General features: G+C 61.7%; 26 protein-coding genes. 14 read left to right on the top strand and 12 right to left on the bottom strand.

What is annotated here, in order from left to right; genetic code table 11:
* Positions 1–194 precede the first annotated feature (194 nt).
* From livH to ACM6I6_RS10035, 4 genes are read left to right on the top strand one after another with little or no spacing between them, the layout of a single operon-like run.
* A complete protein-coding gene (gene livH / locus ACM6I6_RS10050) occupies positions 195–1,118 on the top strand; it encodes a high-affinity branched-chain amino acid ABC transporter permease LivH (protein WP_274073423.1) in 924 nt (307 codons plus the stop codon).
* Positions 1,115–2,371 carry a high-affinity branched-chain amino acid ABC transporter permease LivM gene (locus tag ACM6I6_RS10045; protein ID WP_274073422.1) on the top strand — a complete coding sequence of 419 codons (1,257 nt, stop codon included), beginning with the start codon at positions 1,115–1,117 and terminating at the stop codon, positions 2,369–2,371. Before livH ends, ACM6I6_RS10045 begins: the two co-directional genes overlap by 4 nt.
* A complete protein-coding gene (gene livG / locus ACM6I6_RS10040) occupies positions 2,368–3,135 on the top strand; it encodes a high-affinity branched-chain amino acid ABC transporter ATP-binding protein LivG (protein WP_274073421.1) in 768 nt (255 codons plus the stop codon). The genes ACM6I6_RS10045 and livG overlap by 4 nt, the downstream gene beginning before the upstream one ends.
* Positions 3,136–3,837, top strand: a complete 702-nt coding sequence (locus ACM6I6_RS10035; protein WP_020798122.1) for an ABC transporter ATP-binding protein — start codon at positions 3,136–3,138, stop codon at positions 3,835–3,837.
* A gap of 185 nt (positions 3,838–4,022) precedes the next feature.
* Here ACM6I6_RS10035 and ACM6I6_RS10030 read toward each other — a convergent pair whose 3' ends face one another.
* Positions 4,023–4,931 (bottom strand): LysR family transcriptional regulator, encoded by a 909-nt coding sequence (locus ACM6I6_RS10030; protein ID WP_406591720.1) that lies wholly within the window; start codon positions 4,929–4,931, stop codon positions 4,023–4,025.
* Positions 4,932–5,036: 105 nt separating this feature from the next.
* Here ACM6I6_RS10030 and ACM6I6_RS10025 point away from each other — a divergent pair, with 105 nt between their 5' ends.
* The 3 genes from ACM6I6_RS10025 to ACM6I6_RS10015 all read left to right on the top strand — a co-directional run bounded on the left by ACM6I6_RS10025 (position 5,037) and on the right by ACM6I6_RS10015 (position 8,181).
* On the top strand, positions 5,037–5,636 hold the full coding sequence (locus tag ACM6I6_RS10025) for a short chain dehydrogenase (protein ID WP_414919831.1): 600 nt from the start codon (positions 5,037–5,039) through the stop codon (positions 5,634–5,636).
* 170 nt (positions 5,637–5,806) lie between these two features.
* Positions 5,807–6,472, top strand: a complete 666-nt coding sequence (locus ACM6I6_RS10020) for a COG3650 family protein (RefSeq protein ID WP_274073418.1) — start codon at positions 5,807–5,809, stop codon at positions 6,470–6,472.
* Positions 6,473–6,567: 95 nt separating this feature from the next.
* Entirely contained in the window at positions 6,568–8,181 is a 1,614-nt protein-coding gene (locus ACM6I6_RS10015; RefSeq protein ID WP_274073417.1) for an NAD(P)/FAD-dependent oxidoreductase, read from the top strand.
* Positions 8,182–8,294: 113 nt separating this feature from the next.
* On the opposite strand, the gene ACM6I6_RS10010 is transcribed toward ACM6I6_RS10015, so the two are convergent.
* Positions 8,295–9,389 (bottom strand): PLP-dependent cysteine synthase family protein, encoded by a 1,095-nt coding sequence (locus ACM6I6_RS10010; RefSeq protein WP_323628747.1) that lies wholly within the window; start codon positions 9,387–9,389, stop codon positions 8,295–8,297.
* Between the two features lie 251 nt (positions 9,390–9,640).
* Here ACM6I6_RS10010 and nhaA point away from each other — a divergent pair, with 251 nt between their 5' ends.
* Positions 9,641–10,828, top strand: a complete 1,188-nt coding sequence (gene nhaA, locus ACM6I6_RS10005) for a Na+/H+ antiporter NhaA (protein ID WP_414919830.1) — start codon at positions 9,641–9,643, stop codon at positions 10,826–10,828.
* Between the two features lie 74 nt (positions 10,829–10,902).
* Here nhaA and ACM6I6_RS10000 read toward each other — a convergent pair whose 3' ends face one another.
* Entirely contained in the window at positions 10,903–11,367 is a 465-nt protein-coding gene (locus ACM6I6_RS10000; protein WP_274073414.1) for a glycine zipper 2TM domain-containing protein, read from the bottom strand.
* 167 nt (positions 11,368–11,534) lie between these two features.
* On the opposite strand from ACM6I6_RS10000, the gene ACM6I6_RS09995 reads away from it, so the two are divergent.
* Positions 11,535–11,771, top strand: coding sequence for a hypothetical protein (locus tag ACM6I6_RS09995; protein WP_274073413.1), 237 nt, complete (start codon positions 11,535–11,537; stop codon positions 11,769–11,771).
* A 5-nt stretch (positions 11,772–11,776) separates the two neighbouring features.
* Here the strand turns inward: ACM6I6_RS09995 and pdxH are convergent, their stop codons facing one another.
* The 5 genes from pdxH to dinG form a co-directional block, all read right to left on the bottom strand.
* On the bottom strand, positions 11,777–12,424 hold the full coding sequence (gene pdxH / locus ACM6I6_RS09990) for a pyridoxamine 5'-phosphate oxidase (RefSeq protein WP_323628746.1): 648 nt from the start codon (positions 12,422–12,424) through the stop codon (positions 11,777–11,779).
* A gap of 24 nt (positions 12,425–12,448) precedes the next feature.
* Positions 12,449–13,546 (bottom strand): OmpA family protein, encoded by a 1,098-nt coding sequence (locus ACM6I6_RS09985; protein ID WP_414919829.1) that lies wholly within the window; start codon positions 13,544–13,546, stop codon positions 12,449–12,451.
* 112 nt (positions 13,547–13,658) lie between these two features.
* Positions 13,659–14,804 carry a serine hydrolase domain-containing protein gene (locus ACM6I6_RS09980; RefSeq protein WP_414919828.1) on the bottom strand — a complete coding sequence of 382 codons (1,146 nt, stop codon included), beginning with the start codon at positions 14,802–14,804 and terminating at the stop codon, positions 13,659–13,661.
* Positions 14,805–14,961: 157 nt separating this feature from the next.
* Positions 14,962–17,463 (bottom strand): beta-agarase, encoded by a 2,502-nt coding sequence (locus tag ACM6I6_RS09975; protein ID WP_414919827.1) that lies wholly within the window; start codon positions 17,461–17,463, stop codon positions 14,962–14,964.
* A 95-nt stretch (positions 17,464–17,558) separates the two neighbouring features.
* Positions 17,559–19,703 carry an ATP-dependent DNA helicase DinG gene (gene dinG, locus ACM6I6_RS09970; protein WP_274073408.1) on the bottom strand — a complete coding sequence of 715 codons (2,145 nt, stop codon included), beginning with the start codon at positions 19,701–19,703 and terminating at the stop codon, positions 17,559–17,561.
* A 99-nt stretch (positions 19,704–19,802) separates the two neighbouring features.
* Between dinG and ACM6I6_RS09965 the strand changes: the two genes are divergently transcribed.
* Positions 19,803–20,267, top strand: coding sequence for a CopD family protein (locus ACM6I6_RS09965; RefSeq protein ID WP_274073407.1), 465 nt, complete (start codon positions 19,803–19,805; stop codon positions 20,265–20,267).
* A gap of 120 nt (positions 20,268–20,387) precedes the next feature.
* On the opposite strand, the gene ACM6I6_RS09960 is transcribed toward ACM6I6_RS09965, so the two are convergent.
* The 4 genes from ACM6I6_RS09960 to ACM6I6_RS09945 form a co-directional block, all read right to left on the bottom strand.
* Complete coding sequence (locus tag ACM6I6_RS09960) at positions 20,388–21,146, bottom strand: collagen-like protein (protein WP_323607231.1); 759 nt, start codon at positions 21,144–21,146, stop codon at positions 20,388–20,390.
* Entirely contained in the window at positions 21,139–21,417 is a 279-nt protein-coding gene (locus ACM6I6_RS09955; protein ID WP_323607232.1) for a DUF1145 domain-containing protein, read from the bottom strand. The genes ACM6I6_RS09960 and ACM6I6_RS09955 overlap by 8 nt, the downstream gene beginning before the upstream one ends.
* Positions 21,418–21,564: 147 nt before the next feature.
* The gene (locus ACM6I6_RS09950; RefSeq protein ID WP_274073404.1) at positions 21,565–22,281 is read right to left on the bottom strand and encodes an OmpA family protein; all 717 of its coding nucleotides are present in this window, start codon (positions 22,279–22,281) and stop codon (positions 21,565–21,567) included.
* A 90-nt stretch (positions 22,282–22,371) separates the two neighbouring features.
* Positions 22,372–23,067 carry an OmpA family protein gene (locus ACM6I6_RS09945; RefSeq protein ID WP_274073403.1) on the bottom strand — a complete coding sequence of 232 codons (696 nt, stop codon included), beginning with the start codon at positions 23,065–23,067 and terminating at the stop codon, positions 22,372–22,374.
* 190 nt (positions 23,068–23,257) lie between these two features.
* On the opposite strand from ACM6I6_RS09945, the gene ACM6I6_RS09940 reads away from it, so the two are divergent.
* The 4 genes from ACM6I6_RS09940 to ACM6I6_RS09925 all read left to right on the top strand — a co-directional run bounded on the left by ACM6I6_RS09940 (position 23,258) and on the right by ACM6I6_RS09925 (position 25,099).
* Positions 23,258–23,755, top strand: a complete 498-nt coding sequence (locus tag ACM6I6_RS09940) for a DUF6231 family protein (protein WP_274073402.1) — start codon at positions 23,258–23,260, stop codon at positions 23,753–23,755.
* 4 nt (positions 23,756–23,759) lie between these two features.
* Positions 23,760–24,236, top strand: coding sequence for a YchJ family protein (locus ACM6I6_RS09935; RefSeq protein ID WP_046816639.1), 477 nt, complete (start codon positions 23,760–23,762; stop codon positions 24,234–24,236).
* A gap of 165 nt (positions 24,237–24,401) precedes the next feature.
* Positions 24,402–24,887, top strand: a complete 486-nt coding sequence (locus tag ACM6I6_RS09930; protein ID WP_414919826.1) for an LEA type 2 family protein — start codon at positions 24,402–24,404, stop codon at positions 24,885–24,887.
* A gap of 5 nt (positions 24,888–24,892) precedes the next feature.
* Positions 24,893–25,099, top strand: a complete 207-nt coding sequence (locus ACM6I6_RS09925) for an SEC-C metal-binding domain-containing protein (protein ID WP_008056806.1) — start codon at positions 24,893–24,895, stop codon at positions 25,097–25,099.
* Positions 25,100–25,123 lie beyond the last annotated feature (24 nt).

The raw sequence follows: 25,123 nt of genomic DNA, 5'->3' as shown, positions 1-25,123 counted from the left end.
CCGTGGGCTTTGTTTTACGAACGTACCTGGGCCGCGCTGGCGTGATCCGCCAGTCTCCCCACCTGAAAATCTCAAAACCGTCATCAGCGGTTCGCTGGCAAACCCCGGATTCGAAGTGGATGCAGATCCACGGGGCCCGGGCGGGAAAATGACTCCACCAGTGAAATGCGTATCAGGTTTTTAGGAGCGCTGTAATGCCTGACATCTATCACTTCTTCCAACAGCTGGTTAATGGCCTGACCATTGGCAGCACGTATGCCCTGATCGCCATCGGCTATACGATGGTTTACGGCATCATTGGAATGATCAACTTCGCCCACGGCGAGGTGTACATGATCGGCTCCTACGTGGCGTTCATCGCCATCGCCGGGCTGGCCATGCTGGGACTCGACAGTGTTCCGCTGTTGATGACCGCCGCTTTCCTGGCGACCATCGTCGTCACCAGTGCCTACGGCTACAGCATCGAACGGATCGCCTACCGCCCGTTGCGCGGCAGCAACCGTCTGATCCCGCTGATTTCCGCCATCGGCATGTCGATCTTCCTGCAGAACACGGTTCTGCTGGCGCAAGACTCCAAGGACAAATCCATCCCCAACCTGATTCCGGGCAACTTCACCTTCGGGCCAGGTGGTGCACATGAAGTGCTGATTTCCTACATGCAAATCGTGGTGTTCGTGGTGACCCTGGTCGCCATGCTCGGCCTGACGCTGTTCATCTCCCGCTCTCGCCTGGGTCGCGCCTGCCGTGCCTGCGCCGAAGACATCAAGATGGCCAACCTGCTGGGTATCAACACCAACAACATCATCGCCCTGACCTTCGTCATCGGTGCTGCGCTGGCGGCCATCGCGGCCGTGCTGCTGAGCATGCAATACGGCGTGATCAACCCCAACGCCGGTTTCCTGGTCGGCCTCAAGGCGTTCACCGCGGCGGTACTGGGCGGTATCGGCAGCATTCCGGGCGCCATGCTCGGCGGGCTGGTACTGGGTGTGGCGGAAGCCTTCGGCGCCGATGTCTTCGGCGACCAGTACAAGGACGTCGTGGCTTTCGGTCTCTTGGTTTTGGTGTTGTTGTTCCGGCCAACCGGCCTGCTGGGCCGTCCGGAGGTTGAGAAGGTATGACTAGGAATCTTAAACAGGCACTGTTCAGTGCCTTGCTGGTATGGGCCGTGGCCTACCCGGTACTCGGCCTGAAGCTGACCATCGTCGGCATCAACCTCGAAGTTCATGGCACCAGCGACGCCACCCTGATCACCATCGCCGTGTGTTCGGTGCTGATGTTCCTGCGCGTGCTGTTCGACCAGCAGATCAGCTCGGCCTGGCGCTCCTCGCCAAGCATGCCGCTGATCCCGGCCAAGGCCAGTAACTTCCTGACCCTGCCGACCACCCAGCGCTGGATCATCATTGCCTTGATCGCCGGCGCCCTGGTCTGGCCGTTCTTCGGTTCTCGCGGCGCGGTGGATATCGCGACGCTGGTACTGATCTACGTGATGCTGGGCCTGGGCCTGAACATCGTGGTTGGCCTGGCTGGCCTGCTCGACCTCGGTTACGTCGGCTTCTACGCCGTGGGCGCCTACAGCTATGCGCTGCTGTCGCACTACTACGGCCTGAGCTTCTGGATCTGCCTGCCCATTGCCGGCCTGATGGCCGCCACCTTCGGCTTCCTGCTCGGCTTCCCGGTACTGCGTCTGCGCGGTGACTACCTGGCGATCGTGACCCTGGGCTTCGGTGAAATCATCCGTCTGTTCCTGCGTAACCTGACCGGCCTCACGGGCGGTCCGAACGGCATCAGCAACATCGAGAAACCGACGTTCTTCGGCCTGACCTTCGAACGTAAAGCCGCGGAAGGCATGCAAACCTTCCACGAGTATTTCGGCCTGGCATACAACTCGATCAACAAGGTGATCTTCCTCTACCTGGTTGCGCTGTTGCTGGCCCTGGGTGCGCTGTTCGTCATCAACCGCTTGCTGCGCATGCCGCTTGGCCGCGCGTGGGAAGCATTGCGTGAAGACGAAATCGCCTGCCGTGCACTGGGTCTGAACCCGACCATCATCAAGCTCTCGGCGTTCACCCTGGGTGCCAGCTTCGCCGGTTTCGCCGGTAGCTTCTTCGCTGCCCGCCAAGGCCTGGTGACACCGGAGTCGTTCACCTTCATCGAGTCGGCGATCATCCTCGCCATCGTGGTGCTGGGTGGCATGGGCTCGCAGCTGGGTGTGATCCTGGCGGCGGTGGTGATGATCCTGCTGCCGGAAATGATGCGTGAGTTCAGTGAGTACCGCATGTTGATGTTCGGTGCCTTGATGGTACTGATGATGATCTGGCGCCCTCAGGGCCTGCTGCCCATGCAACGTCCTCACATGGAGCTGCGCAAATGAGCCGCGAGATCCTTAAAGTAGAAAACCTGAGCATGCGCTTCGGCGGCTTGCTGGCGGTCAACGGCGTTGCCTTGAGCGTGAAAGAGAAACAAGTGGTTGCCTTGATCGGCCCCAACGGCGCCGGCAAGACCACCGTGTTCAACTGCCTGACCGGCTTCTACAAGCCGAGCGGCGGCAGCATCCTGCTCGATGGCGAGCCGATCGAGGGCCTGCCGGGCCACAAGATCGCCCTCAAGGGCGTGGTGCGTACCTTCCAGAACGTGCGGTTGTTCAAGGACATGACCGCGGTCGAGAACCTCTTGATCGCCCAGCATCGTCACCTGAATACCAACTTCCTGTCCGGCTTGTTCAAGACCCCGGGGTTCCGCAAGAGCGAACGCGAGGCCATGGAGTTCGCCGAGTACTGGCTGGAAAAGGTCAACCTCAAGGAGTTCGCCAACCGTCCGGCCGGTACCCTGGCCTACGGTCAGCAACGGCGCCTGGAAATCGCCCGCTGCATGATGACCCGTCCGCGGATCCTCATGCTCGACGAACCGGCCGCCGGCCTGAACCCGAAGGAAACCGAAGACCTGAAGGCGCTGATAGGCATGTTGCGTGAGGAGCACAACGTCACTGTGCTGCTGATCGAACACGACATGAAACTGGTCATGAGCATTTCCGACCACATCGTCGTGATCAACCAGGGCACCCCCCTGGCCAACGGTACGCCGGAACAGATCCGCGACAATCCTGAAGTGATCAAAGCCTACCTGGGGGAAGCGTAAATGCTGCAGTTCGAAAACGTTTCCACCTTCTACGGCAAGATCCAGGCCCTGCACAGCGTCAACGTCGAAGTCCGCCAGGGCGAGATCGTGACCCTGATTGGCGCCAACGGTGCCGGCAAGTCCACACTCCTGATGACCCTGTGCGGTTCGCCTCGGGCCCACAGCGGCAGCATCCGCTACATGGGTGAGGAACTGGTCGGCCAGGATTCTTCGCAGATCATGCGCAAGAGCATTGCCGTGGTGCCGGAAGGTCGTCGGGTGTTTTCCCGCCTGACCGTGGAAGAAAACCTCTCCATGGGTGGTTTCTTCACCGCCAAGGGCGACTATCAGGAACAGATGGACAAGGTCCTCGGACTTTTCCCACGCCTGAAAGAGCGTTTCAGCCAGCGTGGCGGCACCATGTCCGGCGGCGAACAGCAAATGCTCGCCATCGGCCGCGCGCTGATGAGCAAGCCCAAGCTGCTGCTGCTCGACGAGCCTTCGCTAGGCCTGGCCCCGATCATCATCCAGCAGATCTTCGACATCATCGAACAGCTGCGCAAAGACGGTGTGACGGTGTTCCTGGTCGAGCAGAACGCCAACCAGGCCCTGAAAATCGCTGACCGCGCCTACGTTCTGGAGAACGGCCGGGTAGTGATGACAGGCACCGGTGAAGCGCTGCTGACCGATCCGAAAGTGCGTGATGCGTACCTCGGCGGCTAAGCCTTCGGGGTAACCAGAAAAACGGCCCTCGCGGGCCGTTTTTTTATGCCCGCCACAATCCCGCCAACAACACAGAACCCTGTAGGAGCTGGCTTGCCAGCGATAGCGGTGTATCAGTCAACATCGTCGTTGAATGTTATGCCCTTTCGCTGGCAAGCCAGCTCCTACAGGGTCCGTGTGAAGATTCAAAGCCTGTCCAGCGCTTCGCCGCTGCGCTTGAACCAGCCGATCAAATAATCCGCCAGGACCTGCGTGCGCCTGGGCAACCCACCCTGATACGGGTGCACCAGGTACATCGGCATGCTCCGGGTCTGATAATCACGCAGGAGCCAGCGCAAACGCCCGTCAGCCAATTCCTCCGGTAAGGCGTAGGACGGTAAACGGGCAATGCCGGCGCCAGCCAGGGCGGCTTTTTTCAACAAGTTGTAATGGTTGCTGGCAAACGGCCCGGAAACCCGTACCCGCAACAGCTCGTGTTGCTGGTGATACAGCCACTCCTCCCGGCCACTGTAGTGGCTATTGAGCAGGCAGCGGTGCTCGGCCAGCGCCTGAGGCGTCTGCGGTTCACCGTATTGCTCCAGATAGGCCGGGCTGGCGCAGGTCAATTCCCGCCACGCCAATAACGGCCGCGCCACCAGGCGCTGATCGATCGCCACATCGGAGCGGATCGCCAGATCGAAGCCGTCCCGGGACAGGTCACGGTAATTGTTGTTGAGCTCCAGTTCGATCTGCACCTCGGGATACTGGGCGGAGAACTCCAGCAACAAGCCATCGAAGAAAGTTTCCCCAAGCGACACCGGAACCGTCATCCGCACCGGGCCCGCCATGTCGTCCTTCAGGCGTGCCAGGGCCTGGCGCGCACGCTCGACTTGCACCACCAGCGCCTGGGCCTGGGGCAACAACGCCGCGCCCGCCGCCGTCAGGCTCAAGCGCCGCGTGGTGCGCTGCAGCAGGACCACGCAAAACTGCGCTTCCAACTGGCTGATGCGCTTGGACAACTGGCCCTTGCTGCAACCCAATTGCTGCGCCGCCAGGGTAAAACTGCCCGCTTCGATCAATACCGCGAAGGCGGCCAGGTCATCCATTTCGCTCATGGATTGTTTCCATTTGAAAACCAAAGGTTGCCCATTAGTGCGCTTATCGCCGGAAAAAACCACTCTAAACTGAAGCCTCACTCAATCCAACGAGGATCAGCCAGCATGAAAATTCTTTTGATTGGCGCCAGCGGCACCATCGGTTCGGCCGTCGACAAGGAGCTGTCCCAGCGCCACGAGATCGTCCGCATTGGCCGCAGCAGCGGTGATTTTCAGGTGGACATCAGTGACAGCACGTCGATTCGTCGACTGTTCGAACAGACCGGCAAATTCGATGCACTGGTGTGCGCCGCCGGTAACGTGACCTTCGCACCGCTGGCCGAAATGAGCGAAGAGAGTTTTGCCCTGGGCCTCAAGGACAAGCTGATGGGTCAGGTCAACCTGGTGCTGATCGGCCGTGAGTTCGCCAATGAAGGTGCATCGTTCACACTCACCACTGGCGTACTCAGCCACGACCCGATCCGCAGCGGCGCATCCGCTGCGCTGGTCAACGGTGCGCTGGACAGTTTCGTCCGCGCTGCCGCCATCGAGTTGCCACGCGGCTTACGCGTGAACTCGATCAGCCCGACCGTCCTCGTCGAAGCCATGGGCAGCTATGCCCCGTATTTCCGTGGCTACAAGCCGGTTCCTGCCGAGGATGTGGCATTGGCCTACGCCAAAAGCGTCGAAGGCTTGCAGACGGGCCAGTCCTTTCACGTGGGGTAGGAGCTGCCGCAGGCTGCGATCTTTTGATCTGGCTTTTGATTTTCAATCGCCTCAAACAACATCAAAAGATCGCAGGCTGCGCCAGCTCCTACAAAAAGCCCGGCGTAATGCAGGGTTGTGATGAACGGTCAGGCTGAGTAACGTGGCGGCACTTGTCAGGAGACCCCAAGATGCGTGCTGCCCGTTCCTTAGTCCTTGTTGCCCTGCTCCCCCTGTTCGCGGCCTGCCAGTTGTTCGACGGCCAGCGTGAAAGTGCCTCCCACGTCGGGCAGACCCGCCTGCAGGGCCAGTTGAGCGCCGCCGACGGCAAACTGCTGTTCCAGCCGTGCGGCGAGCAACGCCGTTACCTGGTCAATGACACGGGCAGCACCAGCGTCCTGCAACAGGCCGCGAGCCTCGCCGATGCCCAGGGCAAGCTGTTTGCCGACGTGCGTGGGCGCATCGTTCCCGGTAACGGCGAAGATCAGCTCGACGTGGAAACGCTGTACCGCGTCGAGCGCTCCGCCACCGCCTGCGCCGATCCAAATTTCAAGCCGCTGATCCTGCGCGCCGCCGGCCATGCCCCCGAGTGGAGCGTGAGCGTCACCGGCAAAGGCATGGTCGTGGAACGCGCCGGCCAGCCGCCGTTGGCCGTGCCCTACGTCGAAGAGCAATTGGGCGAAGGCCGCTTCAACCTCAGCACCGAAGCCAACAACCAGCACATCGAACTGTGGGTCGCGCCACAACGCTGCATCGACAACAGCACAGGCAGTCTGCAGCACATGACTGCCGAACTGCGCATCGATGGCAAGGTACAGCGCGGTTGCGGGTATTTCGGCGGTTCGCGCGACGACTGATCGTTTTAGCCTCACGGGCCTGCGCCTTTGGGGCTTATAATCGCCGGTTTCAAACGCCCTGGCGCAGTTGTGCGCCCCGCGAACCGGATCCTGCCATGTTACGAATCACCGAACTCAAGCTGCCGATCGACCATCCCGATGAAGACCTGCGCCCTGCCATCCTGCAGCGCCTGGGCATCTCCAGCGATGACCTGGTCGATTTCACCTTGTTCAAGCGCAGCTACGATGCGCGCAAAAAGTCCTCCGAGCTGTGCTTCATCTACACCATCGACCTCGATGTTCGCGATGAGGCCTCGGTACTGAACAAGTTCGCCGATGACCGTAACGTCAACGTGGCACCGGATGTCAGCTACAAAATGGTTGGCCAGGCGCCGGCCGACCTGAGCGTGCGCCCTGTCGTCGTCGGCTTCGGACCGTGCGGGATCTTCGCCGGGCTGCTGCTGGCGCAGATGGGCTTCAAGCCGATCATCCTCGAACGCGGCACCGAAGTGCGCCAGCGCACCAAGGACACCTGGGGCCTGTGGCGTAAAAGCGTGCTCAACCCCGAGTCCAACGTGCAATTCGGCGAGGGCGGCGCGGGGACCTTCTCCGACGGCAAGCTCTACAGCCAGATCAAGGACCCGAAGTTCATCGGCCGTAAAGTCCTCAATGAATTCGTCAAGGCCGGCGCCCCGGAAGAAATCCTCTACGTCAGCAAACCGCACATCGGTACGTTCCGTCTGACGGGCGTTGTGGAAAACATGCGTGAGCAGATTCGCGCCATGGGCGGCGAAGTGCGCTTCCAGCAACGGGTGACCGACGTGCTGATCGAAGACGGCCAACTGGTCGGCGTCGAACTCGATGGCGGCGAGCAGATCCACTCCAAACACGTGATCCTGGCCCTGGGCCACAGTGCCCGGGACACCTTCCGCATGCTCCACGGTCGCGGCGTGTACATGGAAGCCAAGCCGTTCTCGGTCGGTTTCCGTATCGAGCACCCGCAGTCGCTGATCGACCGCGCGCGCCTGGGCAAGTACGCCGGCCACCCGAAACTCGGCGCCGCCGACTACAAACTGGTGCACCACGCCAAGAACGGCCGTTCGGTCTACAGCTTCTGCATGTGCCCGGGCGGTACGGTGGTGGCGGCGACCTCCGAGCCGAACCGCGTGGTCACCAACGGCATGAGCCAGTACTCGCGCAACGAGCGCAACGCCAACTCCGGGATCGTTGTCGGGATTACCCCGGAAGTCGATTATCCGGGCGGCCCGCTGGCCGGTATCGAGCTGCAGGAACGCCTGGAATCCCACGCCTTTGTGCTCGGTGGCAGCAACTACGAAGCACCGGCGCAATTGGTCGGCGACTTCATCGCCGGCAAGCCGTCCACCGCGCTGGGCAGCGTCGAACCCTCCTACAAACCGGGCGTTGCCCTGGGCGACCTGGCGCTGGCCTTGCCGGCCTTCGCCATCGAAGCGATTCGTGAAGCCTTGCCGGCGTTCGAGAAACAGATTCGCGGTTACTCGCTGCATGACGCGGTGTTGACCGGGATCGAGACCCGTACTTCGTCGCCGCTGCGCATTACGCGTAACGAGTCGATGCAGAGCCTGAACGTGAAAGGCTTGTTCCCGGCGGGTGAAGGCGCGGGTTATGCGGGTGGGATTCTGTCGGCGGGGGTCGATGGTATTCGCATCGCAGAAGCGGTGGCTCGGGATATCCTCGGCCTCGAAGCCTGACGCCAACCCCCAGTGGGAGCGGGCTTGCTCGCGAAGGCGGTGGATCAGCCAACGTTTCTGTTGAATGACGAACCGCATTCGCTGGCAAGCCAGCTCCTACAGGTGCAGGGGGGTCAGATATTGGCGCGCAGCACGCTCGCCGGCAGCGGCTCCCCGCGCTCGACCGTCGCGGCCACCGCATCGATCAACCCGCTCAATTCAAACCCTTCGGCCTTGAGCCACGCCTGATCGTAATAGGTCGTGGCATAGCGCTCGCCGCTGTCGCACAAAATCGCCACGATCGACCCCTGCTCCCCCGCCGCCGCCATCTGCTGCGCCGCCATCAACGCGCCAATCAGGTTGGTCCCGCTCGATCCACCGACATGCCGCCCCAGACGTTCAGCCAGGTAATGCATGGCTGCCAGTGACAATGCGTCCGGCACCTTGACCATCGCATCGATGACCTTGGGCAGGAATGACGCTTCCACCCGGGGCCGACCAATGCCTTCGACCCGCGAACCGTGATCCAGGCGCAGGCTGGCATCGCCGGTCTGGTAGTAATCGAAAAACACCGAGCGCTCGGCATCGGCACACAACACGCGGGTGGCGTGCTGCCGATAACGTACGTAACGCCCCAGGGTCGCCGTCGTCCCCCCAGTCCCGGGGCTGGACACCAGCCAGCTCGGCTCCGGGTGCTTTTCGAAACGCATCTGCTGGAAAATCGATTCGGCGATGTTGTTGTTCGCACGCCAGTCGGTCGCACGCTCGGCGTAGGTGAACTGGTCGATGAAGTGGCCGTCGTGCTCGCGCGCCAGGCGTTCGGACTCGGCGTAGATCTGCGTCGGATCCGCGACCAGATGCGTCTGCCCGCCATAGAACGCGATTTGTGCGATCTTTTCCCTCGACGTACTGGCCGGCACCACGGCAATGAACGGCACCCCCAGCAAACGCGCGAAGTATGCCTCGGAAATCGCCGTCGAGCCGCTGGACGCCTCGATCACCGGCGCACCGGGCTTGAGCCAGCCATTGCACAGCGCATACAGGAACAGCGACCGCGCCAGGCGGTGTTTCAGGCTGCCGGTGGGATGGCTCGACTCATCCTTGAAGTACAACTCGATGCCGGCAAAACCTGGCAGCGACAAGGGGATCAGGTGAGTGTCGGCGCTGCGCTGGAAGTCGGCTTCGATGATCCGGATGGCTTCGCGGGACCACTGTCGGTTGTCGCTCATGGTGGTTATCTCGATGGATCAGGCAATAGGCGGCCCCGTCACAAGCCTCAACCTGCAAGCTTAGGAAAAATCCTACATCAAACACAGGTACAGCTGAGTTCCAATACATCCGGCAACTGCTAGGCTCAGGTCCTTGCCCGAAGAATCGCGTTGTAACGACATATAACAAAAAAGAATATAACTTTTGTTTTAACAACTAACGGTACGGGTTAGGGTGTGCCACCTTTTAACTTTATCGATGGAGAGCGACTTTGCCTCTGCGTAGCACGTTCACGCGTTTCTTTCAGCTGGAAGCTGCCAGCGGTCTGTTATTGATCGCAGCAGCTATCCTCGCGCTGATCATCAACAACTCCCCATTGTCGTGGCTCTACAACGGCCTGCTGGAAACCCCCGTTGTCGCCCAGGTCGGCGCGCTGAAAATCGCCAAGCCGCTGCTGCTGTGGATCAACGACGGGCTCATGGCGCTGTTCTTCCTGCTGATCGGGCTGGAGGTCAAGCGCGAGGTCCTCGACGGGCAGCTGTCCAAACCGTCGCAGATCGTCCTGCCCGGCGCGGCCGCCATTGGCGGCATGGTGGTCCCGGCGCTGATCTACTGGTTCCTCAACCGTGACAATCCACCGGCCCTGGACGGCTGGGCGATCCCGACCGCCACCGACATCGCCTTCGCGCTGGGCGTACTGGCGCTGCTGGGCAAACGCGTGCCGGTGTCGCTGAAGTTGTTCCTGATGACCCTGGCGATCATCGACGACCTCGGCGCGATCGTCATCATCGCGATTTTCTATTCCGGCGAACTGTCGACCCTGTCCCTGGCACTGGCCGCCGCCTGCATCGCGGCGCTGATCGGGATGAACCGGCTCGGCGTGGTCAAGCTCGGCCCCTACATGATCATTGGCCTGATCCTCTGGGTCTGCGTGCTCAAGAGCGGAGTGCATGCCACGCTGGCCGGCGTGACCCTGGCATTCTGCATCCCCTTGCGCACGAAAAACGCCGAACCCTCTCCCCTGCTTTCACTGGAGCACGCGCTGCACCCATGGGTGGCCTACGGCATCCTGCCGCTGTTCGCCTTCGCCAACGCCGGCCTGTCCCTCAGTGGCGTGACCGCCGAAAGCTTCACCCACGCCGTGCCAATGGGCATCGCGATCGGCCTGCTGCTGGGCAAGACCGTCGGCGTGTACGGCCTGACCTGGCTGGCGGTGAAAACCGGCATCGCCGCCCTGCCCCAGGGTGCCAATTGGGGCCAGGTGCTGGGCGTGGCGATTCTCTGCGGCATCGGCTTCACCATGAGCCTGTTCGTCGGTTCGCTGGCCTTTGAGCCGGGCGTCAGTGACTACGCAGGCCTGGACCGCATGGGGATCCTGACCGGTTCGATCCTGGCGGCATTGATTGGCTATGCCGTGACAGCGGCGGCGAGTCGCAAGCCAGTGCTGCAAACCGCGTAGGGAACTATTCATGTGCTAAAGAAAAACCCCGATCCAGTCACCTGGTCGGGGTTTTCTTTTACCCGTATTCCCGCTTAGTGGGAAACGCGGCTGGTGCCATCAACCGTGGCAATGCGCACGCGCTCGCCAACGCGGAACACTTCGTTTTCCTGAACCTGTTGCACGTAGGCGCGCATGCTGCCGTCGTCTTCGCGCACGGTGATTTCCACGCCCTGGGTGCGGGTCAGGCCTTCTTCGGCTGCCGAGCCTACCAGGCCGCCTGCGACGGCACCGATGACCGCTGCGACAATGCTGCCACGGCCACCACCGATGGCGCTACCACCGACACCGCCCACCACTGCACCCGCCGCGCCGCCGATTGGCGTCTTGGTACCTTCGATTTTCACCGGTCGCAGGGCTTCGATGGTACCCATGCGAATCGTCTGCACGCGACGCGCTTCGTCACGGGAATAGGAGTCACCGGTCAAGCTCGATTGGCAGCCAGTGAGCAACATCGCCATGGTGGAAAAGGAAGCAACCAGCAGAACAGACTTACGCATAGCATCAACTCCAAAGGACAAGTAACCATTAAACTCCGCAGCCAGACGCCTGTCACGGCCTTGCCCGGATAAAAATGTTTCGATTCAGGCTTCGTACAGGCCTGTCCACGCACTCACCACACAGTCGCGGCCTGATCGCAGAACAGCGCCACTGAGCAGGGATCCAGATGGATTACTTTATCATTGTCGTCACTACCGTCGCCGGGCTGTACTTCCATGGGTGGCTGTACGTGCGCATCAGACGCTGGATGGACCGGGACCTGGCGTTGGCGCTGGCCGGCAAGGACGAGCAGAAAAAAGCGTTCATGCTCGAACGGTTGGCGAGCGCCCGGGCTCAGAAAATCAGGCGTCGAGACCTGCCGCAGTGGCTTGAGGCCGCAGCGGCAGCTTATCCCGAACGGTAGACTGCTTAAGGCGCCAGGCGTTCAAGAATCCAGCTGGCACCCTGCAGGCGATAGTTGAGCCGGTCGTGGAGACGGCTCGGACGGCCCTGCCAGAACTCGATGCGTTCTGGCAGCAGGCGATAACCGCCCCAGTGTTCAGGGCAGTGGGGTTGGCTATCGCTGAAACGTTGCTCGGTATCCTTGAGCAGCGACTCCAGCTCACCCCGATCGGCAATCACCCGGCTCTGCGGCGAAGCCCAGGCACCGAGGCGACTGCCCAGCGGGCGCACCTGATAGTACGCATCGGATTCTTCTGGCGTGACTTTCACCACCCGACCTTCAATCCGCACCTGACGCTCCAGGGTCGGCCAGAAAAACGTCATGGCCGCGAATGGATTCGCCACCAGTTGCTGGCCTTTGGCGCTGTCGTAGTTGGTGAAGAAGGTGAAGCCCTGGGCGTCCAGGCCCTTGAGCAGAAGGATGCGGCAATGCGGCCGCCCCTCCTGGTCGACAGTGGCCAAGGTCATGGCATTGGCCTCCACCGGTGCCTGCTCGGTTTTCACCGCGTCGGCAAACCATTGGTGGAACAGCGCGAACGGCTCGGCCGGGGCTTGCGCCTCGGTCAGGCCATCACGGGTGTAGTCGCGGCGCATATCAGCCAGGGCCTTGGTCATGACGCATTCCTTATGGTTGACGAATTACTTCTTTGTAGTATCGGCGGCGGCGACTTTTTTAGTGTCGGCTGCGGCTTTGGCCGGTGCCGTCTTCTTCGCGGGCGTTGCCGTTTTAGCCGGGGTCTTCTTCGCGGCGGCTTTCTTGGCCGGCGCTTTCTTCGCCACCGGTGCAGCCGCTTTCTTCGCATCGGCAGGTGCTGGCGTCACAGGCTTGGCAACCGGCTTGATGTCCTGGGCCGCGACCATGCGCACAGGCGCCGGGGCCGGCATGTTGTACTTGCTCAGCAAGGCGACCATGGTGTTTTGCGGCGTTACCAACAGTTCCACGCGGCGATTCAAGGCACGGCCTTCATTGCTGTCGTTGGCGGCACGCGGGGCTTCACCACCCATGCCACGCAGCATCAGGCGATCGCGCTGCAGACCGCTGAGGCGGAAGATCGCAGCCACCGACTGCGCACGTTCCTGGCTCAGCTTCACGTTAGCCGGCGCTGCGCCCGAGGTGTCACTGTGGCCGAGTACCAGCACCGCAGTCTTCGGATCGGCTTCAAGGATTTTCGCAACGCGAGTGAACGGGCCGAGAGTTACCGGCAGCAGCATGGCCGGGCGGTCCGGGTTGAACGAGCCTTCTACCGGCGCGGTGACCACCAGGACGTTTTCACGGCGTTCGAGTTGCAGGTTGCTGTCCTTGATCGCTGTACGCAGACGCGGCTCGTAGTCGTCAAGCCAGGCTTGGGTGACTTTCGGATCAGGCATCGGCACGGCTTTGGCAGTGCTTTGATCCTTGCCGCCGAACGGCCACCACCACTTGCCGCCCGCCTCGGCCTCGGCCTTGGCGACTTCGACCGGCTTGGCCTCAGGTTTTACCTCTGGTTTCTTATCGAGCACTTCCTCGGAGCCGAACGGCCAGTACCAAGGGCTGGAACTGTCAGTCTTGGTCACCGCAGCGGCTGCGGTGGGCTTCAAGGGAGCTGGGGCCGGTTCTTTGGCCGGCTCTTTGGCCGCGACTTTGTCGGAAGACCCGAACGGCCACCAACTGCCGCCGTCTGCATCATTCTTAGGAGTCTGCGCGCAACCGGTAATAGCGAAGCACAGTGCCAAGGCGAGGGTGGGTTTGGTTGACATTGGATATCCACAAAAATGAAGTAATAAAATCAGGCCGGGTCAGCCCGCATAAACAGACGCTTGGAAACTGAAAAGGCCGTCGGGTTCCAGCTCCGGAACCCTTGAGCGTGATTTACAGACAAGTGGCCAGTACCCGCACAAGCTTTTGTGCGCGCGGATCCATCAAGACGTACGGCCCCAGGGTATTTGTCACAAAACCGAATGCCACATCATGTTCCGGGTCAGCGAAACCAACAGAGCCACCCGCACCCGGATGCCCGAAGGCTCGCGCGCCCAGGCCGAAGGTCGCATTGGGCACATCCGGTTGGTCGAGCATGCAGCCCAGGCCGAAACGGGTTCGGGTCAACAGTGTCTTGTCTTCGCCGAGGCTGTGCTCGCGGGTCAGCTCGTCGAGCAATTCGCCTTCCAGCAGGCTGCCATCGAGCAAACCGGCGTAAAACCCGGCCAGGCTGCGGGCATTGCCGTGGCCATTGGCCGCCGGCTGCTGCATGCGCCGCCACTCAGGTTTGTTGGTACTGGTCAGCACCGAAGGTGGATTGGTAAAAGCACGGGTGGTCATGGCCGTTGGCTCGCGCAGGGTCACTTGCAGCAGGCGCTGGGCCGCGGCATCGCCGACATTGCCCTTGCCACGGGCAATGTGCGCCACGCGATGAAACTCTTCATCGGCCAGGCCGACGTGAAAATCCAGGCCCAAAGGCTTGGCAACCCGCGCCACGATGGATTCACCGGGGCCACGACCGTCAGCACGGCGCAGCAGCTCGCCGACCAGCCAGCCATAGGTGATGGCCGCATAACCGTGGCCCTCACCCGGCGTCCACCATGGCGCTTCGGCGGCCAGGGCGTCGACCATGGTTTGCCAGTCGTAAAGCGCTTCAGGGGCCAGTAACTCGCGCAACGCCGGCAGACCGGCCTGATGGCAAAGCAGTTGGCGCAGGGTCACCGATTCTTTGCCGGCGGCGGCGAATTCAGGCCAGTAGCGGGCCACCGGGGCGTCCAGTTGCAGCTTGCCTTCAGCCACCAGTTGCAGGGCGGTGACGGCGGTGAAGGTCTTGGTGCAGGAGAACAGGTTGGCGATGGTGTCGCTGTGCCAGGCTTCGGCCCCGTCCTTGTCGGAGGTGCCGCACCACAAGTCGACGACGGTTTCGCCGCCGACCCGGATGCACAACGCGGCGCCACGTTCCTGAGGATCGTCGAACAGCGCCGCGAACGCTTCACGCACTGCCTCGAACTTAAGCTCGTAATGACCCTGAATCTGCACCCGCAACTCCCCGGAAACGTTCTATAAAGTGGGCCGCATTGTTCCAGCCCTTGAGGGTTTTGGGAACAGGGGCGGGCTGGGCGGTCAATTCAACCCCCAGGTTAAAATCAAAAGATCGCAGCCTTCGGCAGCTCCTACAGGGTTGCGATCCTGGCGTTCAATGACCTTGGCCGGAATGCCCACCAGCGCCCTTCCCCGGGCCTTTGCCGGCTTCGGCCTTGCGCCCGCCCTCGGCGTCGTGGTTCGCCTTGTCGACCTCGGCGGCGGCCTTCTGGGCCTCTTTAGCCAATTGATCGACCGTCGCCAGATTGCTCTTGCGCACGCTGTCGACAAAGCCCTGGAACGGCAGATCGGTTATCCCCACCAGGCCAAAGTGACCATTTTCGCCATCCAGCAGGCGCCCGGTCACGGGTTGGTCGAGGTACTGGAACCAGTGCACGCCGACAATCGACGGCTCGCCCAGCGCCTGTTTCAGGAAATTCGCGTAGGCCGGGCCACGGTCTTCTTCCTTCGCCAGTTGCGTCACGCCGCCCCAGAACGGGCCGCGGTCGGTCGAGCCGAAGTTGAACTCGGTGACCAATACCGGTTTGTCCAGACTGCGCAGCCTGGCGAAGTCGTAACCGTCCTGGGGTTGCAAGGTGTACATGTTGAAACTCAATACGTCGCAGTACTGCGCACAGGCCTCAACGGCTTCCGGGGTGCTGATGGCAAACCGGCCACCAAGCAGGAGCTGGTTCGGCGCGTGCCACTCCAGCGAATCGGAAATGGTCTTGAAGTAGGTGTCGGCGAAGACCTTCTGGAAGTATTTGAAGTCGGCCTCGATTTCCGGGTGCTCGGCGCTTGGCAGCGGCGGCACGAAGCCCGGGTCCTCCATCAGTTCCCAGGCTGGCAGATCGATACCCCAGGCTTTCGACAAGCCCGCCTGGTTGCGGTATTTGTCACGCAACTGCTTGAGGAACGCGCGCTTGGCCGGCACGTCGGTGGTCATTTTCAAGGTGCCATAGGCCAGCGCATAACGGGCTTTCGGGTCATCGCCGGGACCGGCCCAGGCCAGTTCGTTGTCGGCGAAGTAACCGATCAGCCATGGATCGTCGCGGTGGTCGCGGGCAGCAATGGCCACCGCGCGCTCGGTCGCCATGGCGAAACGCGGGTCGAATGGGTCGGGCATCCCGCCCCACCAGTCGTTGCCAGTGCTGATACTCGCGTAATCGCCGACGATCGACAATGGCAAGGTATACGGCATGCGCTGCGCGTCACCCAGTGCCGGTGCGCTCCAGTTGCCGAGGGTATTGAACCCCCAGGCTTGCAGGCGCTCCAGGGTGTGGCCGGTCCAGCGCTGCTCATCAAAGGTCGTTTTGCAGGGTTCGGCAGGTGGTGGCTCAGCCGCTTTTGCCACCGTCGCATCGGCGGCGCCGGCCTTGGCCGCTTCGGCGACTCCGGATTCGGCCGTTGAGGGTGCGACGGCAGGCTCGGCAGCCTTCTCGGCCGTTGCTTCTACCGCATCGGCCTTGGCCGCTTCAGCAACGCCGGCCTTGGTATTGCTGCCCAGTGCACAAGGGTCGCCGTACAGACGCTGCAGATTGGCGCCATAGAAGTCATACCATTTTCCAGAACTGAAACCCCGCCCCTTATCGACACCATTACCACCGCGGTTGTCGCCTTCCCCGAAGTGATTGGCCAGCGGTTCATCCGCCTTGGGCAGGGATTCGAACATCCATTCCCGACCGGCGACATACGTCTGGTTGACGTCCGCCGCAACGGTGTTGACCCCCAGCGAATAGAACGGATGCCCCTGCGGCGTCACCAGGTACCAGCGTCCATCGCGTTTCTCGGTGCGGAAAAAACCGCTGGCCTTGAACGTCGGCCCGTTGGTCCAGCCGCCGAACGTGTCCAGGGAGGACTTTTCGCGCTCACCCAGCCAGGTTTTCAGCTGCTGTTGTTCCTTGGCGGCGGCGCTTTTCAGTTGTTCGTCGCTACTGACCTTTTCTGGCCATTTGGCCCGGGTCGATTGGCCATAAGCGTCCACCAGCCCGCCATAGACCGCTTGGGTCACACCTTCGCCATCCTGCACGCCAAAGCGCTCCAGCAGGATGCTCTGGGCGACTTTCGGCTGATCCATGGACAAGCTGACCGACACCACCTGGCTGCGGTCCAGTTCACCGGCACTGCTGGCCAGCAAAATGCGCTGGCCGTCGACCGTCATCGGCATCGGCGGACCCGCCTTCAGGCCCTGGCTCAGCGGCGAAGTCGGCTGCAATGGCACCAACAGGGACTGCGCCGGGCCGGCTGGAAGATCGACGCGACTGACCAACGTCTTGCCGTCGTTGCTCTGAATGGTCACGTACAGGGTCACGGCCCAATTCATGGCGCTCTGGATCCGCAAGCTCATGACGCCCGACTGCGACCAGTCCCAGGCACCGGTCTGCGGCGACAGGCGCAGCGTTGGCCGCGCAACAGGGTTGAAGGTGACCCGGCGCAGCACTTCGCCTTCGGGCGTCTGTTCGGCGTTGGACTGCGGCAGGCTGGCGTCCTGGGTCGCCACCTGGACCACGTCGGCGGGGCGCACAAAATTGAACAGCGTCTGCTGCCCGGCGGGCGCCGCCAGCAAGGGCGTGGCGAACATCAGGGCAAGAACGGCAGGTAGCGAACAGCGAATCATGAGAACGGAATTCTCCCTAGCGACCCGGGCGGGCCAATGGAAAAGCGATGGTAGAGAGATAGACAACGCGGCGGGCAAAACTGCCCACCGGTTTATCAGGAAATTTCACGGCGGAAGGGAGGCAACGCATTGAGGATCGCCTTGCCATAACGCTGGGTGACCAGGCGCCGATCGAGCAAGGTGATGGTGCCGCGGTCTTCTTCGGTGCGCAGCAGGCGCCCGCAGGCCTGGACCAGTTTCAGCGAGGCGTCCGGCACGGAAATCTCCATGAACGGATTGCCGCCACGGGCCTCGATCCATTCAGCCAGCGCCGCTTCGACCGGATCATCCGGCACCGAGAACGGAATCTTGGCGATCACTACGTGCTCGCAGTAGGCACCGGGCAAGTCGACCCCTTCGGCAAAACTCGCCAGGCCGAACAGAACGCTGGAATCACCGCCATCGACCCGCGCCTTGTGCTTGTTCAGGGTTTCCTGTTTCGAGAGGTTGCCTTGAATGAACACCTGCTTGCGCCAGTCGCGGTCCAGGCCGTCGAACACGTCCTGCATCTGCTTGCGCGAGGAAAACAGCACCAGCGTGCCCCGAGACCCTTCGACCAGGTCTGGCAGGTCACGGATGATCGCGGCGGTATGGGCCGCCGCATCCCGCGGATCGGCGTTCAGGTTCGGCACCCGCAATACACCGGCGTCGGCGTGATGGAACGGGCTCGGCACCACGGCGGTCACGGCCTTTTTCGGCAGGCCGGCGCGCATGCGGAAGCGGTCGAAGGTGCCCAGGGCGGTCAAGGTGGCCGACGTCACCAGCGCGCCATAGGCCACGTTCCACAGGTTTCGCCGGAGCATTTCCGCCGCCAGGATCGGGCTTGCGTTGACTTCGATATCGAAAAGCGAGCCGCTTTCCGCCAGGGTCAGCCAGCGGGCCATGGGCGGGTTGTCTTCCGGGTCTTCAGCCGTGAACGCGACCCACAATTCCCAGTTGCCGGATGAGCGCGACAACAGGCTGCCGAACAACGGATACCACTCCTCGGCCTGGTTGCTGGCGATGCCGATATTGACCTCGCCGTCCATACCTTCCTTGAGCAATTCAGTGAGGCGGGTAAACAGGTCGGTCAGGCGCGCGTAGCCCTTCTTCAGCTCGACGCCCATTTCGCGCATGTGCTCGGGAATCACCCCGCCCACGAAACGGTGGCGTGGGCGTTCGCGGCCCTCGACATCTTCGCCGGGCTTGAAATCGGCGATCTGCTCACAGGCGGTGAACATGAACTGTTGCTGGGTCTTGATCTCCCGCGCCAGCTCCGGCACCTGCTCGATCAGCTTGCCCAGATCACCGGGCAACGGGTGTTGGGCCAGCAGCTTGGTGAGGTTCTTCGCGGTGGTTTCCAGCCAGTCGGCGGTGGAGCGCAGGCGCGTGTAATGGGCAAAGTGGCCGATGGCCTTGTCCGGCAGGTGATGGCCTTCGTCGAACACGTAGATGGTGTCGCGCGGATCGGGCAACACGGCACCGCCGCCCAGCGCCAGGTCGGCCAGGACCATGTCGTGGTTGGTGACGATCACATCGACCTTGCCCATGCCTTCGCGGGCCTTGTAGAAGGCGCACTGGCCGAAGTTCGGGCAATGGCGGTTGGTGCACTGGCTGTGATCGGTGGTCAGGCGCGCCCAGTCGGCGTCCTCCAGGGCGGTGGACCAGCTGTCGCGGTCACCGTCCCACTTATTGCCGGCAAGTTTCTCGATCATGCTGGTGAACAGCTTCTGGCTGGCCTCATCGACCTCGATCTTGAAGCCTTCTTCTTCGAACAGCTGGGCCGTGGCGGTTTGTGCGTGACCTTCCTGGAGCAACATGTCGAGCTTGGACAGACACATGTAGCGTCCACGCCCCTTGGCCAGCGCAAAACTGAAATTCAGCCCGCTGTTGCGCATGAGGTCGGGCAGATCCTTGTAGACGATCTGCTCCTGCAGGGCGACGGTGGCCGTGGCGATCACCAGGCGCTTGCCCGCCGCCTTGGCAGTGGGGATGGCCGCCAGGCTGTAGGCTACGGTCTTGCCGGTACCGGTGCCGGCTTCCACCGCGACAATCGCGGGGTCGCCACTGCGCCTGCCTTCGTCGTCGGTGTCGATGTCACCGAGGACCTTGGCGATTTCGGCGATCATCAGGCGTTGGCCGTAGCGCGGCTTGAGGCTCTTGGCTTCGAGAAAACGCGAATAGGCGCCCTGGATCGTGGTTTTGAGTTCGGTGCTGATCATGGATTGTCGGGCGCAAAAAACGCTGGATAAATTTTCAGTAGTTCGGTTCGGTCGCTATCATACCCCGCTAATGAATCCCGCGCAGAACGGAGTAACCCGATGACACCTTTTAGCCTCATTTATAGCCTGCATGTCCTCGCCGCACTGGTGTGGGTCGGCGGCATGTTTTTCGCCTGGATGGTCTTGCGCCCCGCGGCCTTGAAGGCACTGGAGGGCCCTGCCCGGCTGAAGCTGTGGGTGGAAGTGTTTCAAGGTTTCTTTCGCTGGGTCTGGGTCGCGGTGGTGCTATTGCCGATCAGCGGCGTCGGCATGATTCATCTGCAATACACAGGTTTTGAAAGCGCACCGCGTTACGTGCAGGTGATGATGGGGCTGTATGTGGTGATGACGGCGCTGTTCATCCGGATCCAGGCGTTGATGTTGCCGGAGTTGCGCACGGCGGTGACGGCCCAGGATTGGCCGGCGGGGGCTGCGGTACTGGGAAGGATTCGTCGGTTGGTGGGGATCAATCTGATTGTCGGGTTGGTGTTGGTGGCGATTGCGGCGGCACGACCGATGTTCTAGATAATTCCCCCTGTAGGAGCTGCCGCAGGCAGCGATCTTTTGATGTTGCTTTTAAAAACAAGATCAAAAGATCGCAGCCTGCGGCAGCTCCTACAGGAAAATCACCATTCAAAAAATGGTTTACAACCGCTGCACCGTCACAGACCCTGCAGCCCCCTCCATTCCTGGCTGTCCGTCAACACCAGGCTTGCCGCTCTTGCCGCCATCGGCCTTGTAGACAAGACAGCCTTTGGCCTTGCCGCCGGCACCCGGCTTGCCACCAGGCCCGGCCACGCCACCGGCACCGCCGGCCACTTGAACCTTGATCTTGTCTGCCGGGTAATCGCGCGGCACGGCCAGCTTGACCGCCGCGCCAGGCGCACCGGCCTGGCCATCACTGCCATCGCTGCCATCGGCACCGCGACCCGCCTGGCCCCAGGCGCAACCCGGTGCCTGACCGTTGGCCCCGTCGAGGCCGACGAACCCTGGCGCACCCGCGCCACCGCGAGCATCCACCCGTAACTGCGGGGCATTCAGGGCCTTGATCTGCAAGTCCAGATTGCGCCCGGAACGGGCGGCCTTCTGGTAAGTCCCCGGTGCACCCCGCGCGGTGATCTGGCTGCCTTCGGACAACTCGGCGCGATTGACCTTGAGCTCCAGCGCCTGTTCGCCGGGGACGATGGTGATTCGCGCATCGCGACCCAGGTGCAGTTCGCCGACGGTGACTTCGGTCACGTTCGAGGGAATCAGCAAGGTGCCGTAGTCGGCCACTTCCAGGCGTTCCAGTCGCAAGGTGCTGGCGGTGTTGGGCAGGCGCATCAACGAGTTGGTTTCAACGCTCACCACCTGGGCGCAAGCCAATGGACTGATGAGGGCAGCGAGCAGACAGAGTTTACGCATGGGAAGCCTTAGATACGGTGGGAGCCGGGATGGTTTGCAGGTGGAAAACGCCGAAAAAGAGGATCTTCAGGCGATCGAGCCAAGGATGGGCGCGGCCCCTGAGCGTGCGAAAGCAGAACACCGCCTCCAGCAGATGAAGCCCCGCCAGCAGGCAGCCGGCCAGGTCGACCAGCAGGTGCAGTGGATAGACGAACGGCGTGAGCTGATTGACCAGCACCACCAGCCAGAACACCAGGGTCAACAGCTTCCCCAGCCCCCATATCACCTTCATACGCGCCCCCGATGAGAATTATTATTTGCTCGCACAGTAACGGCTTCCATGCAGGATAAGCCAGAGGGCAAACGGAAATTCTCGAGGAAGATGGCAAATGGCCGACGGAACGACGAAAATCATCGCCCGACGGCTCTATTGCGCGGCTCAGCGATTGACGTGCAATTCCACGCGACGATTCTTCGCGCGCCCTTCTTCGGTTTCGTTATCGGCAACAGGCTCACTTTCGCCCTTGCCTTCGCTGGTGACCTTGTTCGGTGCAACGCCCTGGCTCAGCAGATAGCCGGCGACGCTGCTTGCACGTTGCTGCGACAGTTGCAGGTTGTACTCATCCGATCCGACGCTGTCGGTATGACCAATCACCTTGATGCTCGCGACGCTGGCGTCCTGCAGTTTGCCCATGATCGAATCGAGTTTGCTTTGCATGGAGGGGGTCAGGTCAGCGCTATTGAAGGCAAACAGCACATCGTCGGCATCGCTCAGGGTGATGACTTCGGCTTGCACAGGTTCAGGTTTCACGCTGGCCGGGTATTGCGGCAGCGGGCAACCATGATGCTCCACAGGGGTATTGGCGGGCGTGTCGGGGCAGCGATCGCGACGGTCGAATACGCCATCGTCGTCTTCGTCGCCGTCCTGGGCATAACAGATCAAACCACCGGTCAAGACACCCAGCGCCGCTCCACCGGCCGCCCAACCGCTACTTCCGATAGCGCCCAGACCTCCGCCGACGAGTCCGCCAAGGAGGCTGCAGATCGGCCAGGTACGTTGATTGAGGGGGGCAGTGCCATCGCTGTGAGTAGCGCAACCGGTCAACAGGCTGCCCAGCAGCAGAACCGGCAAGACGGTCCGTGTGAGATTGCTCATTTTTGAAAGCTCCTGTGTCACCGGCCAATGCCGGTTACACAGGAGTAAAGACCCGCATCCACGACTGCACAAGCCGTGGATGCGAGGGGTTTAGCGGTTGATCTTGATTTCCGTGCGACGGTTCATCGCGCGGCCGTCAGCGGTTTTGTTATCGGCAACCGGCTGGCTTTCACCGGCCCCGGTGACCGACACGAAGCTGCTGCGAGGCACACCACTTTCGATCAGATATTCCACCACCGAGTGGGCGCGTTTGTCCGACAGTTTCTGGTTGTAGGCATCGCTGCCCACGCTGTCGGTGTGACCGGTCACGGTCAGTTGGGCGCTGGCTGCTTCCTGTTTCAGGCGAGTGGCAATGGTGTTGAGTTTGTCTTTATCGGCGGCTGTCAGCTTGGCCGAGTCGAACTGGAAGTTGACATCGCGAATGACGATGGTTTCTTCCTTGACCACCACGGCCTCTTCAACCACTGGAGCAGGTGCTGGTGGTGGGCAGCCATCGGCATCGACCCGTACGCCTTTTGGCGTGCCCGGGCACTTGTCGCGGCTGTCGAGTACACCATCACCGTCTTCGTCACCATCACCATGGACCCAGCAATAGGCTGCCGCCGTACCGCCGGCAATCAGCGCGCCGTAGCCGGCCCATGACGAGCTCTCGATTGCCCCGAGACCTGCGCCGACGACACCACCGACCGCCGCACAGATCGGCCAGTCGGTTTTTTGCAAACCTGCGCAACCAGTCAACACACTGGTTAGCAGAACCAGGGGTAATGCTGTCCGAACTATGCTCATCTAGTTTTCTCCTGAAGGATCGGCTTAGAACCGATTCAGGGAGTAAAGACCGGAGTTTTAATCTCCGCCAGCAATAGGCCATAGCAGTTTTGTCTGGTGTTCGCGGGGGATTGTGACTTTTGCCGCAAACCCGCTCTAGGATCGAACTGGCGGGCAGGCTAGTCTTGGTAAATCTGATTGAGGATCTTCGATGATTGCAGGTATTTCTTCGCGCACGCCGCAGCAGGCGCTGGCCGCTTTGCTCGACCGTTACGCCCCCGCGCGCCTGTTGTTGATTGGCGCCAGCGAGTTCCCCGCGCTTGAGGCTTTCAAGCTGGCGCATCCGGACAGCAGCGTGGCGCACGCAGCGCCCGGGCCATTGCCCGCAGAGTTGGCGGCGCTGCGCTTTGACCTGGCGCTGGTGGTCGATTGCCTCGAACATTTGCCCAAGCGTGATGGCCTGAACCTGCTTGGCGGCATCCGCAACCTCAACGCCAGCCGCATCGCGGTACTGGCCGACTTGCCGGCGAGCGGCTGGCAGGAAACGGATTTTTTCTCACTGGCACTGCAAGCCAGCGAACGTTTCCAGCGTGACGAGCAGGTACTGACCCTGTTCACCTATGATCTGCTTGAATACAAACAAGTACCCGACTGGCTCAACTCGCGGTTCTGGGCCAATCCGGAAAACTTCGGGAAATATTGGTGGTAACGCAATGAGTACATCCATTTGCCCCTGCGGCAGCGGCACCCTGCTCGACGCCTGCTGTGGCCATTACCATGCCGGACATCCGGCACCCTGCGCCGAAGCCCTGATGCGCTCGCGTTATAGCGCCTACGTGCTGGGCCTGATCGATTATCTGGTGGCGACCACCCTGCCCGCCCAGCAGGCCGGACTCGACCGTCAATCGATCACCGACTGGAGCGCCCAGAGCACCTGGCTGGGCCTTGAAGTCGAAAGCTCCGAAGTGCTCGGCGGCCAGCCGGAGCATGCCTTCGTCACGTTCACCGCGCGCTGGCACGACGGCAGCGGCGAACACAGCCACCGTGAACGCTCGTCCTTCGTACAGAATGCGGGGCGCTGGTACTTCATCGACCCGACCGTGCAACTGGACATCGGACGCAACGACGCCTGCCCTTGCGCCAGCGGGCACAAGTTCAAGAAGTGCTGTTCGGGGTATTTCGGTAGCTGATACAAGGTCAGGAGATCGACCCGATCTGCAGGAGCCGGCTTGCTGGCGATGCAGGCGACGCGGTCTGTAGGAGCCGGCTTGCTGGCGATGCATACGACACGGTGTGCCAGCCACTCCGCCTTCGCTGGCAAGCCAGCTCCTACAGGGTTCAAGGGAGAAACGACCATGATCACCCAGAGACTCGAACGCTTTCTGCTCACGCTGGCTCTTTGTCTGGGGCTCAGCGGTTGTGCATCCTGGTTCAGCTCCGACGAGCCGGACCCCGAGGTCCATCTGGTCAGGGTCGAAGTCGTGCGGGCCAAGCTGATGGAGCAACGGTTCGTCCTGCATTTTCGCATCGACAACCGCAATGACAGCGAGCTGACCGTGCGTGGCCTGGAGTATCGCATCCACTTGGGCGACATCCTGCTGGCCGAAGGCGAGCATGAGCACTGGGTCACCGTGAACCCCAGGAGCAGCCGTTTCTACAAGGTGCCGATCCGCACCAACCTGTGGCCCAAGGTCAAGGACCTGGTCAAACAGCTGAAAAACCCCGAGCAGGCCGTTCCCTATCGTCTGGAAGGTGAGATGGAAACCGGTTTATTCATCGCCCACTACGTGCACCTGACGCGTAATGGCGTGATAATCCCCGCCGATCTAATTCCGGAGTAACCCCGATGACCCAGCAACCCCATGTCCATGGCCCAGACTGCAACCACGATCATGACCACCACCAGCATGATCACGACCATGGCCATGTCCACGGCCCGAACTGCGGCCACGCCCACCAGGAACCGGTGCGCAACGCCTTGAAAGACGTTGGCCGCAACGATCCTTGCCCATGCGGCAACGGCAAGAAGTTCAAGAAGTGCCACGGCGCCTGATTGACTGATCGGTAGGAGCTGCGA

It is taken from the genome of Pseudomonas sp. IT-P218 (assembly GCF_949767605.1).
Classification (GTDB): Bacteria; Pseudomonadota; Gammaproteobacteria; order Pseudomonadales; family Pseudomonadaceae; genus Aquipseudomonas; species Aquipseudomonas putida_AE.
Note: the sequence above shows the minus strand (reverse complement) of the source record. Positions and strands in the feature narration are given on the sequence as shown.

Coding starts and splice junctions, on each gene's coding strand:
- livH (WP_274073423.1), top strand. CDS start 195: ATGCCTGACATCTATCACTTCTTCCAACAGCTGGTTAATGGCCTGACC.
- ACM6I6_RS10045 (WP_274073422.1), top strand. CDS start 1,115: ATGACTAGGAATCTTAAACAGGCACTGTTCAGTGCCTTGCTGGTATGG.
- livG (WP_274073421.1), top strand. CDS start 2,368: ATGAGCCGCGAGATCCTTAAAGTAGAAAACCTGAGCATGCGCTTCGGC.
- ACM6I6_RS10035 (WP_020798122.1), top strand. CDS start 3,136: ATGCTGCAGTTCGAAAACGTTTCCACCTTCTACGGCAAGATCCAGGCC.
- ACM6I6_RS10030 (WP_406591720.1), bottom strand. CDS start 4,931: ATGAGCGAAATGGATGACCTGGCCGCCTTCGCGGTATTGATCGAAGCG.
- ACM6I6_RS10025 (WP_414919831.1), top strand. CDS start 5,037: ATGAAAATTCTTTTGATTGGCGCCAGCGGCACCATCGGTTCGGCCGTC.
- ACM6I6_RS10020 (WP_274073418.1), top strand. CDS start 5,807: ATGCGTGCTGCCCGTTCCTTAGTCCTTGTTGCCCTGCTCCCCCTGTTC.
- ACM6I6_RS10015 (WP_274073417.1), top strand. CDS start 6,568: ATGTTACGAATCACCGAACTCAAGCTGCCGATCGACCATCCCGATGAA.
- ACM6I6_RS10010 (WP_323628747.1), bottom strand. CDS start 9,389: ATGAGCGACAACCGACAGTGGTCCCGCGAAGCCATCCGGATCATCGAA.
- ACM6I6_RS10000 (WP_274073414.1), bottom strand. CDS start 11,367: ATGCGTAAGTCTGTTCTGCTGGTTGCTTCCTTTTCCACCATGGCGATG.
- ACM6I6_RS09995 (WP_274073413.1), top strand. CDS start 11,535: ATGGATTACTTTATCATTGTCGTCACTACCGTCGCCGGGCTGTACTTC.
- pdxH (WP_323628746.1), bottom strand. CDS start 12,424: ATGACCAAGGCCCTGGCTGATATGCGCCGCGACTACACCCGTGATGGC.
- ACM6I6_RS09985 (WP_414919829.1), bottom strand. CDS start 13,546: ATGTCAACCAAACCCACCCTCGCCTTGGCACTGTGCTTCGCTATTACC.
- ACM6I6_RS09975 (WP_414919827.1), bottom strand. CDS start 17,463: ATGATTCGCTGTTCGCTACCTGCCGTTCTTGCCCTGATGTTCGCCACG.
- dinG (WP_274073408.1), bottom strand. CDS start 19,703: ATGATCAGCACCGAACTCAAAACCACGATCCAGGGCGCCTATTCGCGT.
- ACM6I6_RS09965 (WP_274073407.1), top strand. CDS start 19,803: ATGACACCTTTTAGCCTCATTTATAGCCTGCATGTCCTCGCCGCACTG.
- ACM6I6_RS09960 (WP_323607231.1), bottom strand. CDS start 21,146: ATGCGTAAACTCTGTCTGCTCGCTGCCCTCATCAGTCCATTGGCTTGC.
- ACM6I6_RS09955 (WP_323607232.1), bottom strand. CDS start 21,417: ATGAAGGTGATATGGGGGCTGGGGAAGCTGTTGACCCTGGTGTTCTGG.
- ACM6I6_RS09950 (WP_274073404.1), bottom strand. CDS start 22,281: ATGAGCAATCTCACACGGACCGTCTTGCCGGTTCTGCTGCTGGGCAGC.
- ACM6I6_RS09945 (WP_274073403.1), bottom strand. CDS start 23,067: ATGAGCATAGTTCGGACAGCATTACCCCTGGTTCTGCTAACCAGTGTG.
- ACM6I6_RS09940 (WP_274073402.1), top strand. CDS start 23,258: ATGATTGCAGGTATTTCTTCGCGCACGCCGCAGCAGGCGCTGGCCGCT.
- ACM6I6_RS09935 (WP_046816639.1), top strand. CDS start 23,760: ATGAGTACATCCATTTGCCCCTGCGGCAGCGGCACCCTGCTCGACGCC.
- ACM6I6_RS09930 (WP_414919826.1), top strand. CDS start 24,402: ATGATCACCCAGAGACTCGAACGCTTTCTGCTCACGCTGGCTCTTTGT.
- ACM6I6_RS09925 (WP_008056806.1), top strand. CDS start 24,893: ATGACCCAGCAACCCCATGTCCATGGCCCAGACTGCAACCACGATCAT.